Annotated in this window: 14 protein-coding genes; 11 read left to right on the top strand and 3 right to left on the bottom strand. The window is 44.1% G+C overall.

The genetic code is table 11. From position 1 onward, the window contains the following. Positions 1-5 precede the first annotated feature (5 nt). From HMPREF2917_RS08030 to HMPREF2917_RS08015, 4 genes are all read left to right on the top strand, one after another. Entirely contained in the window at positions 6-1,118 is a 1,113-nt protein-coding gene (locus tag HMPREF2917_RS08030; protein WP_070590110.1) for a CHAP domain-containing protein, read from the top strand. Positions 1,119-1,134: 16 nt separating this feature from the next. Then, positions 1,135-1,383: a DUF3173 family protein gene (locus HMPREF2917_RS08025; RefSeq protein ID WP_049486003.1), complete on the top strand. Its 249-nt coding sequence runs from the start codon at positions 1,135-1,137 to the stop codon at positions 1,381-1,383. A 1-nt stretch (position 1,384) separates the two neighbouring features. Beyond that, positions 1,385-2,536: a site-specific integrase gene (locus HMPREF2917_RS08020; RefSeq protein WP_070590108.1), complete on the top strand. Its 1,152-nt coding sequence runs from the start codon at positions 1,385-1,387 to the stop codon at positions 2,534-2,536. Positions 2,537-2,614: 78 nt separating this feature from the next. After that, positions 2,615-2,914 (top strand): YbaB/EbfC family nucleoid-associated protein, encoded by a 300-nt coding sequence (locus HMPREF2917_RS08015; RefSeq protein WP_070590106.1) that lies wholly within the window; start codon positions 2,615-2,617, stop codon positions 2,912-2,914. Between the two features lie 205 nt (positions 2,915-3,119). On the opposite strand, the gene HMPREF2917_RS08010 is transcribed toward HMPREF2917_RS08015, so the two are convergent. The 3 genes from HMPREF2917_RS08010 to HMPREF2917_RS08000 form a co-directional block, all read right to left on the bottom strand. Then, complete coding sequence (locus HMPREF2917_RS08010) at positions 3,120-3,713, bottom strand: 3'-5' exonuclease (protein ID WP_070590103.1); 594 nt, start codon at positions 3,711-3,713, stop codon at positions 3,120-3,122. Between the two features lie 53 nt (positions 3,714-3,766). Further along, positions 3,767-4,261 carry a DUF536 domain-containing protein gene (locus HMPREF2917_RS08005; protein WP_003008835.1) on the bottom strand — a complete coding sequence of 165 codons (495 nt, stop codon included), beginning with the start codon at positions 4,259-4,261 and terminating at the stop codon, positions 3,767-3,769. 104 nt (positions 4,262-4,365) lie between these two features. Then, the gene (locus tag HMPREF2917_RS08000; RefSeq protein ID WP_049488257.1) at positions 4,366-6,654 is read right to left on the bottom strand and encodes a Xaa-Pro dipeptidyl-peptidase; all 2,289 of its coding nucleotides are present in this window, start codon (positions 6,652-6,654) and stop codon (positions 4,366-4,368) included. 101 nt (positions 6,655-6,755) lie between these two features. On the opposite strand from HMPREF2917_RS08000, the gene HMPREF2917_RS07995 reads away from it, so the two are divergent. The 7 genes from HMPREF2917_RS07995 to fni all read left to right on the top strand — a co-directional run bounded on the left by HMPREF2917_RS07995 (position 6,756) and on the right by fni (position 13,840). Next, complete coding sequence (locus tag HMPREF2917_RS07995) at positions 6,756-8,033, top strand: HdeD family acid-resistance protein (protein WP_023919173.1); 1,278 nt, start codon at positions 6,756-6,758, stop codon at positions 8,031-8,033. A 106-nt stretch (positions 8,034-8,139) separates the two neighbouring features. Beyond that, positions 8,140-8,907, top strand: a complete 768-nt coding sequence (locus tag HMPREF2917_RS07990) for a CppA N-terminal domain-containing protein (protein WP_024055030.1) — start codon at positions 8,140-8,142, stop codon at positions 8,905-8,907. Between the two features lie 10 nt (positions 8,908-8,917). Further along, on the top strand, positions 8,918-9,859 hold the full coding sequence (locus HMPREF2917_RS07985) for a serine hydrolase domain-containing protein (protein ID WP_037613944.1): 942 nt from the start codon (positions 8,918-8,920) through the stop codon (positions 9,857-9,859). A gap of 172 nt (positions 9,860-10,031) precedes the next feature. Beyond that, positions 10,032-10,910, top strand: coding sequence for a mevalonate kinase (gene mvk, locus HMPREF2917_RS07980; protein WP_009731693.1), 879 nt, complete (start codon positions 10,032-10,034; stop codon positions 10,908-10,910). Continuing rightward, positions 10,892-11,842: a diphosphomevalonate decarboxylase gene (gene mvaD, locus HMPREF2917_RS07975; RefSeq protein ID WP_023919167.1), complete on the top strand. Its 951-nt coding sequence runs from the start codon at positions 10,892-10,894 to the stop codon at positions 11,840-11,842. The genes mvk and mvaD overlap by 19 nt, the downstream gene beginning before the upstream one ends. Beyond that, entirely contained in the window at positions 11,832-12,839 is a 1,008-nt protein-coding gene (locus tag HMPREF2917_RS07970; RefSeq protein WP_070590101.1) for a phosphomevalonate kinase, read from the top strand. Before mvaD ends, HMPREF2917_RS07970 begins: the two co-directional genes overlap by 11 nt. Beyond that, on the top strand, positions 12,836-13,840 hold the full coding sequence (gene fni / locus HMPREF2917_RS07965) for a type 2 isopentenyl-diphosphate Delta-isomerase (RefSeq protein ID WP_070590098.1): 1,005 nt from the start codon (positions 12,836-12,838) through the stop codon (positions 13,838-13,840). Before HMPREF2917_RS07970 ends, fni begins: the two co-directional genes overlap by 4 nt. Positions 13,841-13,884 lie beyond the last annotated feature (44 nt).

Here is a 13,884-nt window from a genome sequence, read left to right as displayed (position 1 = left end):
ATTCGATGAAAAAACTAAAATGGTTTCTATTAGCTGGTCTCATTCCTCTCTTTCTACCAGTCCTCATTATCATTATTCTTATGGGGGCTGTCGGAGGTGGAGGAACAAATGGCTCACCACAATCCCAAAATGGAGTGACTTATGCGGATCACTGGTCTGATGGAGATCCCTATACTCACAACTTACTTGTTCATCGCTTCGGTATCACGGCAGAGCAATTAGACGGCTTTTTAGATACGTTAGGAATCTCCTATGATAAGAACCGAATTAATGGAAAAAAGCTTCTCGAATGGGAAGCTAAATCTAATCTTGATGTCCGTGGAATTGTTGCGATCGCACTGAATGAAAGTTCCCTTGGAACTGCTGGAGTAGCCACTAATCCTGGAGCCAATATGTTTGGTTTTGGGGCCTATGACTCCAATCCAGAATATGCCAATAACTTTAATGATGAGCTTGCTGTTGTCGGATTAACCCAACAAACCATCATTGGAAATAAAAACCAAACCTTCAAAATTCAAGATGACAAGGCTAAAAAGTTTGCGAATGGAACACTCAATCCAGCAACTGATGGTGGAGTCTATTTTACAGATACTACAGGATCGGGAAAAAGACGTGCAGAAACCATGCAAAAACTGGATGCCTTCATTGATGAACATGGAGGAACACCAAAAGCTCCTGAACAAACTACAGGAAAAACTAGAGATGGTGGAGGAGTCACTTCAAATGATATACCGGTGGGTTATAGTCTGACAACAGCTATTGACACCACAGGATATATCACTAGTACCTATCCTTGGGGACAATGTACCTGGTATGTCTTCAACCGTGGAAAACAAGTCGGAGTCAACTTTGATCCATTTATGGGAAATGGCGGACAATGGATGAATAAGCCAGGATTCATAACAACCCATACACCAACAGAACACTCTGCACTATCATTTAGCCCTGGCCAAGCTGGAGCTGATCCAATATACGGACATGTTTCATTTGTGGAACAGGTCAAATCAGATGGTTCAATTCTTGTCTCAGAGTGTAATGTTAAAGGATTGGGGATCATTAGTTACCGGACATTTGATGCGGAAACTGCCAAACAATTTACCTATGTCATTGGACATTAGAAAGGAATAGATATAGATGATTCAAGTTGTAGATAAAAATGATTTAATGGAATTGATTGGATATTCTGAAACTCAAGCTAGTAAATTAATACGAAAAGCTAAGAGCCAGCTTGTACAAGAAGGATTTGAATGGTATAAGAACAAACGCATTGGACGTGTACCAATTATCACAGTTGAATCCATTCTTGGTTTTCAAATACAATTAAAAAATGATATAATTGAGGGGAACCTTCAAAACGCTGTCATGACTGAAGGAGAAAAATAGCATGGCGGTAATTAAACAGGATGATGGACTGTGGCTAGTTGATATTAGTGATGGTAAAAGTTCCTTAACTGGCAAACGTACACGACATCGTAAATCTAATTTTTTAACAAAAAAAGAAGCAGAGGAATATGCGGCTTATTACCGTATCCATAAGTTAAATCAGATACAGAATACACAAAAACTTACCATTTCCTCTCTTTATGTAATGTTAAAAGAAGAAGATGAGCTTCGTGGAAATAAAAAAGGTACAGTAGATACCCAGAACTCATACTATACCCAATATGTATCGCGATTCTTTGAATACGCTGATATGTCTTCAGTTACCATTCAAGATGTAAAAAAATATCGAGATTGGCTAATTGAACAGCCAAGTGTAAAAGGTGGGACACTTACACCAATGCATATTAACCAACAAATGATTTTTGTTCATAAGTTGTTTGATATTGCTATTTCGAAAGGATATAGACAGGATAATCCATGTGATGCCATTCGGAAACTTCCAGAAAAGCATAAAGAAATGTCTTATTATACTCCTGAACAATTCAAGGAGTTTAAATCTTATTTTGAAGAAAGTGAGTATCCTTTTAAACTTCTGTATCGTGTACTCATGTTTACGGGAATTCGTATGGGGGAGGCACTTGCCTTAACTTGGAGAGATGTTTTTCTTGACGAGGGATATATTAAGATCCGTAAGTCAGCCTATTATCGCAATGGGAAAATACATATTGGATCTGTAAAGACGACTCAATCAAATAGAGAAATCTATATCCATAAAGCTTTTGTGGATGAGTTGAAAACCTGGAAGTCAGTACAAAGTCAGAGACTGTCTAAGCTAACTGATTCAACAGATGATTTGCAGATTTTCCAATTTTCAGGGGAGCCTATGACTGCTCCGAATGTCTCTAACTTTAGAGCAGCATTCAAGAAACGATTGCCAGAAGACTTCAAATTGATTCGAAACCATGATTTTAGGCATTCACATGTAGCTTTTTTGATAAATCAGGGATTGAGGAGAGGAGAAGGAAAGGATTATATCTTTTTCACTCTGATGAAACGACTAGGACATAGTTCTATCAATACAACAATAAATATCTACTCACATTTGTTCCCATCACAACAAAAAGAAGTCGCTAACGCATTTGACGATTTTTAAAAAAATGGGCAGAAGTGGGCAGTAAAAATTAAGCAACAGGGTCTAAACCCTTGATACGAAAGGAATCTAGAAAATTTTATGATGAATATGCAAAATATGATGAAGCAAGCTCAAAAATTGCAAAAGCAAATGGAGCAAAGCCAAGCAGAATTAGCCGCAACTCAATTTGTAGGGAGATCTGCTCAAGACTTGGTTGTTGCAACTCTTACAGGTGATAAGAAGGTTGTTTCCATCGATTTCAATGCTGCAGTGGTCGATCCAGAAGATACAGAAACTCTTTCTGATATGACGGTGCAAGCCATCAATGCTGCCATTGAAGAAATTGATGCGGCAACCAAGAAAAAACTCGGTGCTTTCGCAGGGAAATTACCATTTTAAGCTAAGGAAGTTTTCATTAACTCAAAAGAGGCTGGGACAGAAGTCCTAGCCCCTTAATTGTTTTTGGATTGTAGAGCAAGACGCAGTGGTTGAGTGGGCTCTAATACGCTGATTTCATCAGCTTATACAGCCCTACTCAACTGTGCGGAGGTGGGACGACAAAATCGAATTCTAACGAATGACCGATTTCTGTCCCACTCTCTTTTTATTCATCAAAAAATCCAGATAAGTCCAAGCCTCCGAAGGGGTTGGTGGAGAAGCTCTCTTGCTCTTCAAGGAGGGTGCGGCCTTGATCAAATTCGAGGAATTGTTCGTAGACAAGAGCTGTCATGCGGGCGTCCTCTAAGCTATCGTGTGATTTTCCTGCGACTCCCAAAAATTCTGCAACGGTGTGGAGTTGGAGATTTTTAATGCCGTGGAGGTCAGATGGACGACGTTCGAAAGCCTCGTCAAAGACATCGACAGCGTACTGGTCTTCTAGATCCAAGTCATTTTCAAGTAGGATGGGTAGGTCGCTCTTTTTGGCATTGTATCCGATCAAGGGCCGGTCTCCTACAAAGGCCTTGAATTCGCTGAGGACCTGCTCGAGTTGAGGGGCATTTTGGATCTTGTCCTGGGTAATGCCAGACAGGCCGTTAATAAAGCTTTTTAGGGGCTTATCGGTGTAAACGTAGGAGTCGTAGTGATCGACTTCTTTACCGTTCGTAAAACGTACGGCAGATACCTGGATGATCTGATAGGCCCCTTCGTATTGGTTAAATTCGAGATCAAAGGCGATATAATCTTCTAATGCTTTCATGGGAAATCTCCTGTGGTAGAAAAGAAAAGGGACTGGTAGGATCCAGCCCCGGATTATCGACGGAAAACGCGTGCCCAGAAACCTTTGCTTTCTTGCTCTTGAACTTTTTCGTTGGCTTGTTCGAGTTCAAGTTTCAAGGTATCGCGGTCATTCATTGCTTGTAAAGTCAATTGTTGTTGTTGGTCCAATTGCTTGTCTTTTTCAGCAATTTGAACGTCTTTTACGCGCAACTGTTCATCTTTCTTAGCAAGTTGCTCGTCTTTAGCTTTGAGTTGCTCGTAGAGACGGACGATTTCAGCATTTTTTTCATCCACCAAAATTTCCATCAATTCGCGTTGTTTCACATCATCGCTGACGGGCTCATCTTCAAAAATAGTTTTTTTGTAGATTTCTTCGAGCTTGATCAAGCCACTACGGGTTACAACGGTAACCCCTTTTTCGTTCTTTTGTGTATCTTCTGGAGCCAGCGCTTTGACACGGTTATTGACCGCCTGGCGGCTGACTCCTAAAATTTCAGCAATTTCGCTGACAGTTTTTTCAATCGCCATAACTTCCTCTAATATCTTTTTCTATGAAATACTCTATTAGATAGTAACATAAGTAGGCTAAGCTGTCAAATGAAGCCGAGTAAGGGCAAGCCTTGAGACCACGATTAGCGGGTCTCTGTCATTTCAGGAAGATGGAGGCTGGATTGTGCTAAATCAATGGTCAGTTGGTAATCGGTTTGATCGCGCACAGTGATTTCAAAGTCCGTTGTGTAAAGGACCAGGCGAAGGGTCGCTCCTTTTTCGAGCTTGTAGATGGTTGGTTGAAGATCAAAGTCAAATTCCATCCACTCGCCTGGCGTCACAGCCTCAACCTCTAAGAGGTCATGACGATTTTGGAGGTTGAGATAACCTTTAGAAATGACTCGTTGGCCAGCTTCTTTGAAAGGCAACTCAGTCAAATTGTCTAGCATATGATAGCGACCGTTATCCAGCGTACGGACCGACAAGACAGCAGGATAGGGTTGGAGGTATTTCTTGCTTCCAAGCTCTAAGAGTTGGGCTGAAAGCAGGCCTTTATTGGTGCTGGAGTAAAGTCGCAGGTGAAGGCGAGCTTTCCCATTGAGGTGTAGGTCTTCTTCGATTGGAAGATCAATGGTCACCTGTTGCGCCTTATCCTGGTAGAGGTCCGTTAAGAAGGTCGGATAAGCCTTGCCATAGCGCTCGTAATCTTTTGTCTCGTAGCGGTTTTGGATGACTTTTTCGTCGTCTCCCAGGGAGAAGGTCCGCTGATTTGTTTGGTTGCCAAAATCATCCAAGGAAGTCCAACTTTGTTCTCCTGTATTGTCCTGCCAGATGACAGTAGGCAATTCATAGCTTGAATCGTAGCCCAGCAATTTTTTAGAGAGGAGGGCGTTCATGCTTTCGCGGAAGTCAATGGATTGCCAGTTGTTGAGATAGACATGGGCACCATTGTGATAGAAGAGGTGTTTCTTGATGCTTGTTGGAAGAGCCTGGAACATATTAAAGACGTGAAGCGGTTTGACGTTCCAGTCTTGCGAACCATGAGTGAAGACCACCTCAGCCTTCACCTGATCAGCATGTAAGAGATAATTGCGGTCGTGCCAGAATTGATTGTAGTCTCCAGAAGCGCGGTCCAGCTCTTTTTTCACGATGTCTAGATCGGCTTGGTGGGCTGCATTATGGTGCAAATAGTCTCCACCTAGAAGGTTGCGCGAGTAGGTCAATTCGGCAAGGGAATCGAAATCTTCACCTGGATAGCCACCAGGACTTGTCACGAGGCCGTTTTCGCGGTAGTAGTTGTACCAAGAAGAGATCCCAGCCTCTGCAATGATGACTTCAAGACCGTCCACACCTGTGGTCGCAAGGCCGTTAGACATGGTTCCAAGGTAAGAGATCCCGGTGGTTGCGACCTTTCCATTAGACCAATCAGCTTTGACTTGGCGTTTGCGTGTGTGATCTGTAAAGGCCCGGCAACGGCCATTGAGCCAGTCGATAACGTTCTTGTAGGCTTCGATTTGTTGGTAATTTCCATTGGTCATCAAGCCTTGCGAATCTTTTGTCCCCACTCCAGATACGTAGAGATTAGCGTAGCCGCGTGGAAGGAGGTAGTCGTTGAGGGTATAGCTGGAATTGATATGGGTGAGAGTTTCTTCAGCTTCATCGACTAGCTCAGCTGAACCGACAGGATCCACCAATTCTAATTGAGGTACTTCTACTTGAATGGTATGAGGTTCTTTGACCTCGAGGTCGACATTCATATTGTAGAGGGCCTTGTCGCTGGCCTTATCGTTGGTCCCTTGGTGATAAGGACTTGCGGTCATAACAGCTGGAATCTTGCCTTCATAGCGAGGACGGATAATGCTGACCTTGACCAAGTCTGGCAGACCATCTTTGTCGGTATCGACCCGACTTTCCACATAGACGACCTCGCGGATGGCATCATGGCTCGTAAAGGTTGCGAGGCTCTTGCCGTTAAAATAGTGATACTGGTTATCTTCAGGAATCAAGCCATCGCTGACCAACTGATCGATGAGTAAATTTCCTTTTACTGTTCGAGTATTGAGAAGGTGATAGAGGTTTTCTACCAAGTTTCCATACTCAATCGGAAATTGGACTTCTTTCAAGAAGCTATCCGTATCTTCAAAATCAATAAAATAGCGGAAACCGAGTAATTGGAGGGCTACTGTGTAAAAAATGTTCGGAGACCATTCGCAGTCAGATTGGATATACGTTAAAAAGTCTGTTTTAGAATCCACCACTAGGTTAGAGAGGGGATAATCTGTATCTTTATAGGTGAAGTAAACCTTGCGGACAAACCATTCAAACAGTTCTTTTTCTGGGAGGTGGGTGGGAAGGTCAAACCCAATTTCTTTTAGTTCCTTAAGAATGTCTTTTTGGTCAACAGATAGATAGCTATATTGATTGTATTTCATAGACTGCTCCTTTTATCAGTTTCTTTTTTCTTTACTTCTTATATTATACTTGATAAAATAGTATTTGTCTAAAGACCTTTCGTCTATAAGGAGAAGGAATATTGAAAAAAATATCTTTTGAACAAGTTGCAAGAAGACGGACCTTATTGTTTGGGGTTCTTGCCGTCATTTTTGGGATTCTCATTTTTCGAAACGGCGTTGGTTTCACCAAATTTTCCTTGGATCTATTAGCCATTTACTTTTTAGTTGATGGACTAGGAAGCTTTCTTCTTCGCTTTTTGTTACGTAGCAAGTCTATTTCCTATAGCCACTCTATTTGGTTTATTTTTCTTTCACTTGCGTTGATCTGGTTGAATCGACTGAGTAGTCTGCCCGTAAACTTAGTTGTGATTTGTTTAGGGGCATATCAGTTGGGGAGTGCCATTGTCTATGGGATCACATTTTGGCTTTATAAGGCCAATCGGGTAAAAGGAGGCTGGCTCTATTTATGGGATGCGCTTTTAAACGGTGGGCTTGGTCTAGCAACTGTCTTGGAACCTGGTTCAGATGGGCACTTCCAATTTATCCTCTTGGGGGCTTATCTGGTCTTGTTGGGGATTTCTAATATTCGAGATGGTATTTTATTTGACAAAGACCAACAAGGCCAAGAGTTAAAACGTCGCTTTCGTATTAGCCTACCGGTTATCTTTGCAGCCTTTATCCCTGCTAAGGAGTTAAAACGGTTTAACCAGTTTCTTCAAAAAGGGAGCTCGGCGGGACACACAGGCCCTTATCGATTGGTGAAAAAAGAAGAAGAGGCAAGGGAATTAGAAATTTTGGTTCATACTTCTGACAGCAACTTATTTGGAGCGATTGGGCATGTAGATATTTGTTATCAGGGGAAGGTCATTTCTTACGGAAGTTACGATCCCTTTTCAGAGCGTCTATTTGGGACGATTGGGGATGGCGTACTGTTTAAAGTGGATAAGGAACCATACATCGAACTATGTAAAAAAGAGAGTCAAAAGACGCTGTTTGGCTACAGCCTATCCCTTACCGAAGAAGAGAATCAGGCAGTAGAGAAGCGTCTAGCTGAAATTGATCAGTTGTTAGAACCTTGGGATCCACCTAGGAGGTTACTGGAAGACGGTCAGCCGACCTACGCTTACAAATTGAAATATGATTTAGGGGCTGAGCTATATAAATTTACTTCTTCGCGTTTTAAATCTTACTTTGTTCTGTCTACTAATTGCTGCCTGTTAGCAGATTCCATTGTGGGACAGGCAGGAACGGCTGTATTAGATGTGCGTGGAGTGATTGCACCAGGGACCTATCAGGATTACTTAGAATACGAATTTGAAGCTCCAAACGGGCGGGTCCATACACGAACAGTATACTAAAAAAAGAAAGACAGATTTTTATTTTTGAAAAATCTGTCTTTTTTGCACAAGATTTCTTGTAAAAAGCCAGAAAATCTTTTACAATAAAAAGTGCTTGGAGGAAAGTATGACAGCAAATCAGATCGTAAGAGTGATCCCAGTCTTGAAAGTGAATAACCGAAATGTCAATCAACGCTTTTATGAAGAGACATTGGGAATGAAAGTATTAGTGGAAGAAGGAGCTCTCCTATCTTTAGGAGATGCCTCAAAAGTAGAGAAAATTGTCTTAGAAGAGTCACCGAGTATGCGTTCGCGTAAGGTCGAAGGTCCAAAGAAATTGGGTCGCATCGTGGTGAAAGTGGCACAAGCTCAAGAAATTGATTATTTGTTGGCCCGCCAGCCAGAAACAAGCGCCCTTTACCAAGGAGCTAATGGTCGCGCCTTTGAAGTTGTGTCTCCTCAAGGAGATACCATTTTCGTGCATGCTGAAGAAAATCTTGAAAGCCTAGAACCGTTGGAGAAAGCGCCTCTTGTTGACGTGCCAGAAGATTTCAAAGGTTTGACCAGCTTTGATGTGGACTTTCTTGAGGTCAATGTGGCCGATTTTGCTGAGGCTGAGAAGTTCTATAGCAACTTGCCAGCTTTGGCCCACTTTATCCATTTGCAGGAAGCTCAAGGAGAAGATCTCCAAGTGGAGAACAAGGTGACTTGGGATTTGAGCATGATCAAGGTCGAATTGGCATCTTTTGATGTGGAAGTCGTGAAAGAACGCTTGGGAGAAACTGTCGATTTTGTGCACCGTAAGGGAACTTTCTTGATTGCCAAGGATCCAAGCCAGATTGAACTCTGGTTTGAAGCCAATCAAGATCAGGTCCATATTTCTTATGAAGAATAAGAATGGAGTGATGAGCGTGAATGCAATCATCGAAAAAATTACCGAACAAATCCAAGAAGGCATCTATCCAGGTGCCTCTCTTGCGCTTTACCGCAAGGGTCAGTGGAGTGAGCACTATCTGGGACTAGCGGATCCTGAAAAAGGAGAGTCAGTAGTGGCTGACCTGGTCTATGATTTGGCCAGTGTCAGTAAGGTCGTCGGAGTCGCTACCATCTGTGCTTTTTTGTATGCGAAAGGGGAGCTTCCGCTCGATCGTCCCTTTAAAGAGTTTTACCCGCGTTTTGCTCATGAGAAGACGACCATCCGGGAACTCTTGACCCATACTTCTGGGCTGGATCCTTTTATCCCCAACCGGGATCAATTGGATGCGAGACAGTTGAAAACAGCTCTTGAAAATTTGCAGTTGAAAGAAGACAAGAGTTTTCATTACACCGACGTCAATTTTCTTCTGCTGGGCTTTTGGTTAGAAGACAGGTTTCACCAGCCCTTGGATCGTTTATTTGAAGAGCTGATCTTTACACCTTGGAAGATGACAGAGACACGGTTTGGACCGGTCGAAAAGGCGGTGCCAACGGTCCGTGGCCTTGCTTCTGGAAGTGTTCATGATCCCAAAGCGAGAGTATTGGGCTGTCATGCGGGAAGTGCTGGACTTTTTTCAACTGTTGCTGATCTAGAGCGCTTCTTAGAGCATTATCTGAAGGATGATTTTGCGCGTGACTTGTCTCAGAATTTTGCGCGTGAAGAGGGCAAGACCCGCGCTCTCGGATGGAATCTAGAGGGTGACTGGTTGGATCATACGGGCTATACTGGAACCTTCATCATGTACAATCGAAAGAGGCAGGAAGCTGTGATCTTTTTGTCTAACCGGACCTATGAGAAGGACGAACGGGCCCAATGGATCTTAGACCGCAACTCTTTGATGGACTTGATCAAACAAGAATGTGAAAAATAGAAATGGATGGCTGGGATGACGGATCCCGGCCTTTTCTTGTCTGTCCATAAGAAGGAGCTCTTCTGGGTGATTCATTTTTGGACTCCGTCTTAGGTTGGATTTCCTTCAAAAGCATCGCTTTTTTGGCTGATTTATATTAAAATAGTAATGACCTTAGTAGAGCGAGATGAATATGCATAAAGAGATAGGCGTCGGAAAGGCGCATAGTAAAATTATCTTAATTGGAGAGCATGCGGTGGTTTATGGTTATCCGGCTATTGCCCTGCCACTCCATCATATCGAAGTGATCTGCCAGATCATCCCGGCAGACAGTCCATGGATTTTGTTTGAAGATGACACATTGTCCATGGCGGTTTTTGCGTCTCTTGAGCACCTCGGGATTCGTGAGGCCCGGATTCGCTGTCGGATTCAGTCTATGGTACCGGAAAAACGGGGGATGGGGTCCTCTGCGGCGGTCAGTATCGCAGCTATTCGTGCAGTTTTTGACTATTATCAAGAGGAGCTGGACGATGAGACCTTAGAAATCCTGGTCAATCGAGCAGAAACCATTGCCCATATGAATCCAAGCGGTCTGGATGCCAAGACTTGTCTGAGCGATCAAGCCATTAAATTCATCCGGAATGTCGGCTTTTACCCGCTGGAGCTGGGTATAAAAGCGAGTTTGGTGATTGCGGATACGGGGATTCACGGCAATACCCGTGAGGCGATTCAAAAGGTTGAAGCTAAAGGGCAGGAAGTTTTGTCCCATTTCCATGAGATTGGTCAGTTGACCCAGCAGGTAGAAGCGGCTCTGAAAGAAAAAGATCTCATTGGCCTTGGGCAGGCTCTTACAGCTTGTCATGACCACTTGAGAGCCGTTGGTGTCAGCTGTAAAGAAGCAGATCACCTGGTCGCCGTTGCCCTTGAAAATGGGGCCTTAGGGGCTAAAATGAGTGGGGGCGGTCTTGGAGGCTGTGTGATTGCCCTCGTCAAGGATTCTCGTGAAGCAGAAACCATTGCCCATGCATTAGAAAAAGAAGGAGCGCACCATACATGGATCGAAAACCTGTAAAGGCTAAGTCCTATGCCAATATCGCGATTATCAAATACTGGGGAAAAGAAGATGCCAAACAGATGGTCCCTTCGACCAGTTCGATTTCGTTGACCTTAGAGAATATGTATACAGAGACCAGTCTCTCTCCCTTGCCAGCAGATGCGACTGCGCATGAATTTTACATCGATGGGGAATTCCAAAATCCAGCTGAGCAAGCCAAAATTGGAGCTGTGATTGATGGCTTGAAGCCAGCAGATGAAGCAGGATTTGTTCGGGTGGATACCAGCAACAACATGCCAACCGCCGCAGGCTTGTCCTCTAGCTCGAGCGGGCTCTCTGCTCTCGTCAAGGCTTGTAATCGGTACTATGATTTGGGCTTGACCCAGGAGGAATTAGCTCAAAAAGCCAAGTTTGCTTCGGGCTCTTCTTCGCGGTCTTTCTTTGGCCCTTTAGCAGCCTGGGACAAAGAAAGTGGAGAAATTTATAAGGTCCAAACAGACCTAAAACTCGCGATGATCATGCTGGTCCTCAATGACAAGCAAAAGCCTGTTTCCAGCCGCGAAGGGATGAAACGCTGCATGGAGACTTCGACTAATTTCAAAGAATGGATCGAAGAGTCTCGACAAGATTATAAGGACATGCTGGGCTATCTAGTTGCCAATGATTTTGAACGGGTCGGTCATCTGACAGAGCGCAATGCCCTTGCTATGCATGCGACGACTAGAACAGCCACTCCAGCTTTTAGCTACTTGACAGAAGAAAGCCATAAAGCTATGGACTTTGTCCGTGAGCTTCGCGCTGCAGGCCATGCTTGTTACTTTACTATGGATGCAGGGCCGAATGTTAAGGTTCTCTGTTTAGAAGAAGACTTGGATCAGCTGGTACCTTTATTTGATGCCCGCTATCGGACCATCGTATCTAAGACAAAGGACCCTCAAGATGAAGACTAAGTATCAGGTACAGACTGGAGGCAAGCTCTATCTAGCTGGAGAATACGCAGTGCTAACGCCTGGCTATGGAGCCGTGATTCAGTTTATTCCCATTTATCTGTCAGCTACTATCCAAGAATCTAGAAGCTATCAGCTAGTCTCAGATCTCTTTGGTTACCAGGTGGATTTGACCCCAAATAAGGACTACGCCTTGATTCAAGAGACCATTCAGCTCATGGAAAAGTGGCTGAAAGATCAGGGGATAGCCCCTAAACCGTTTGATCTTCACCTAAGAGGGACGTTGGGCGAAGAGAGGAAAAAGTATGGGATTGGTTCCAGCGGAAGTGTGGTCTTGCTCGTGATCAAGGCCGTGGCCGCTCTGTATGAACTAGACCTACATCCGGACCTGCTCTTTCGACTAGCAGCAGTGGTCTTGGTGCAAAGAGGGGACAATGGTTCCATGGGCGATTTGGCTTGTATTGCCTACGAGGACTTGATTTATTACCAATCCTTTGATCGGGCTTGGTTGCATGAAGTCTTGACTTCTCAGCCCCTGTCACAAGTTTTAGACCTGGATTGGGACTACCAGATCTGCTCGATCCAGCCAGCCATCGCTTATGATTTTCTGGTTGGTTGGACCAAGGAACCAGCGATTTCAAGTGATTTGATCCGTCAGGTCAAGGGAGCGATTAAGGAAGATTTTCTTCAGGAAAGCCAGAGTGCAGTGAAGAATCTTGAAAAAGGTCTCCGTGAAGGGAACCAAAAGGAAATTGAGGTCAGTATCAAACGTGCCGATAAGAACCTAAAGTCTTTGAACCCTTTGATCTATACCCCAGCTCTAAAAGAGCTGCAAGAAGCGACAGAGGGCCTTTCTGTCTGTGCCAAATCCAGTGGTGCTGGAGGAGGCGACTGTGGAATCGCCCTTAGTTTTGACCCAGTTGAGACTCAGACCTTGATAGAGCGCTGGAAGGAAAAGAATATTGAAGTCATTTACCAAGAAAGGATGGGAGATTCGTGAGCGAAAATCGAAAAGACCAGCATATTCGCTATGCCTTGGAGCAAAGCTCCTCCTATAATAGCTTTGATGAGATCGAGCTGATTCACCGATCCCTCCCCCTTGTGGATCTAGCGGAGATTGATTTGACAACCCATTTCGCAGGGCGTGATTGGGAGGTCCCTTTTTATATCAATGCCATGACAGGCGGGAGTAAACGGGCTAAAGAGATCAATCAAAAGTTGGCAGCAGTAGCCGAAGCCTGTGGGATTCTCTTTGTGACGGGCTCTTACAGCGCTGGGCTGAAGGATCCAAATGATCAATCGTATGCGGTCAAAAAAGACCATCCTCATCTTCTTTTAGCAACCAACATTGGCATCGATAAAGAGCCAGATTTGGGCTTGCGAACAGTGGAAGAGCTACACCCCCTCTTTCTTCAAGTCCATGTGAATCTGATGCAAGAGTTGCTCATGCCTGAAGGGGAGCGGATTTTCCACACTTGGAAAGACCATCTCAAGAGTTATGGGCAGGGCTTTCCTGTGCCGGTAGTCCTGAAGGAAGTTGGCTTTGGTATGGATCCCAAAACAGTTCAGGCAGCGCTAGATGCTGGGATCAAAACCGTCGATATTTCTGGTCGTGGTGGTACTAGTTTTGCCTATATTGAGAATCGTCGTGGTGGCAATCGTGCTTATCTGGATGACTGGGGACAGTCAACTGCGCAGTGTCTCTTACAGTTACAGGATCAGATAGATCAGGTTGAGATCCTCGCAAGTGGGGGTATCCGTCATCCTCTTGATATGGTCAAGGCCTTGGTCCTCGGAGCGCGTGGCGTAGGACTTTCCCGCGTTTTTCTTGAGATGGTAGAGACTAAGAGCATTGAAGAAGCAATCGCCCTTGTCCAAGGCTGGAAAGAAGATCTCAGATTGCTCCTATGTGCGCTCGGTTGTCAGAACCTGAAAGAGCTCCGCGAAGTTGACTATCTCCTCTATGGAAAATTATGGCAAGCGAATCAACAGAAAAAATGAAGAAAAATCATTTTAGAAACTTTCCTTAGGTGAGTACGGACGTC

This window comes from Streptococcus sp. HMSC061E03, from assembly GCF_001813505.1.
Classification (GTDB): Bacteria; Bacillota; Bacilli; order Lactobacillales; family Streptococcaceae; genus Streptococcus.
Note: the sequence above shows the minus strand (reverse complement) of the source record. Positions and strands in the feature narration are given on the sequence as shown.

What these genes read in the sequence shown, in the direction of transcription:
- HMPREF2917_RS08030 (WP_070590110.1), top strand. Translation starts at nt 6, where the DNA reads ATGAAAAAACTAAAATGGTTTCTATTAGCTGGTCTCATTCCTCTCTTT.
- HMPREF2917_RS08025 (WP_049486003.1), top strand. Translation starts at nt 1,135, where the DNA reads ATGATTCAAGTTGTAGATAAAAATGATTTAATGGAATTGATTGGATAT.
- HMPREF2917_RS08020 (WP_070590108.1), top strand. Translation starts at nt 1,385, where the DNA reads ATGGCGGTAATTAAACAGGATGATGGACTGTGGCTAGTTGATATTAGT.
- HMPREF2917_RS08015 (WP_070590106.1), top strand. Translation starts at nt 2,615, where the DNA reads ATGATGAATATGCAAAATATGATGAAGCAAGCTCAAAAATTGCAAAAG.
- HMPREF2917_RS08010 (WP_070590103.1), bottom strand. Translation starts at nt 3,713, where the DNA reads ATGAAAGCATTAGAAGATTATATCGCCTTTGATCTCGAATTTAACCAA.
- HMPREF2917_RS08005 (WP_003008835.1), bottom strand. Translation starts at nt 4,261, where the DNA reads ATGGCGATTGAAAAAACTGTCAGCGAAATTGCTGAAATTTTAGGAGTC.
- HMPREF2917_RS08000 (WP_049488257.1), bottom strand. Translation starts at nt 6,654, where the DNA reads ATGAAATACAATCAATATAGCTATCTATCTGTTGACCAAAAAGACATT.
- HMPREF2917_RS07990 (WP_024055030.1), top strand. Translation starts at nt 8,140, where the DNA reads ATGACAGCAAATCAGATCGTAAGAGTGATCCCAGTCTTGAAAGTGAAT.
- HMPREF2917_RS07985 (WP_037613944.1), top strand. Translation starts at nt 8,918, where the DNA reads ATGAGCGTGAATGCAATCATCGAAAAAATTACCGAACAAATCCAAGAA.
- mvk (WP_009731693.1), top strand. Translation starts at nt 10,032, where the DNA reads ATGCATAAAGAGATAGGCGTCGGAAAGGCGCATAGTAAAATTATCTTA.
- mvaD (WP_023919167.1), top strand. Translation starts at nt 10,892, where the DNA reads ATGGATCGAAAACCTGTAAAGGCTAAGTCCTATGCCAATATCGCGATT.
- HMPREF2917_RS07970 (WP_070590101.1), top strand. Translation starts at nt 11,832, where the DNA reads ATGAAGACTAAGTATCAGGTACAGACTGGAGGCAAGCTCTATCTAGCT.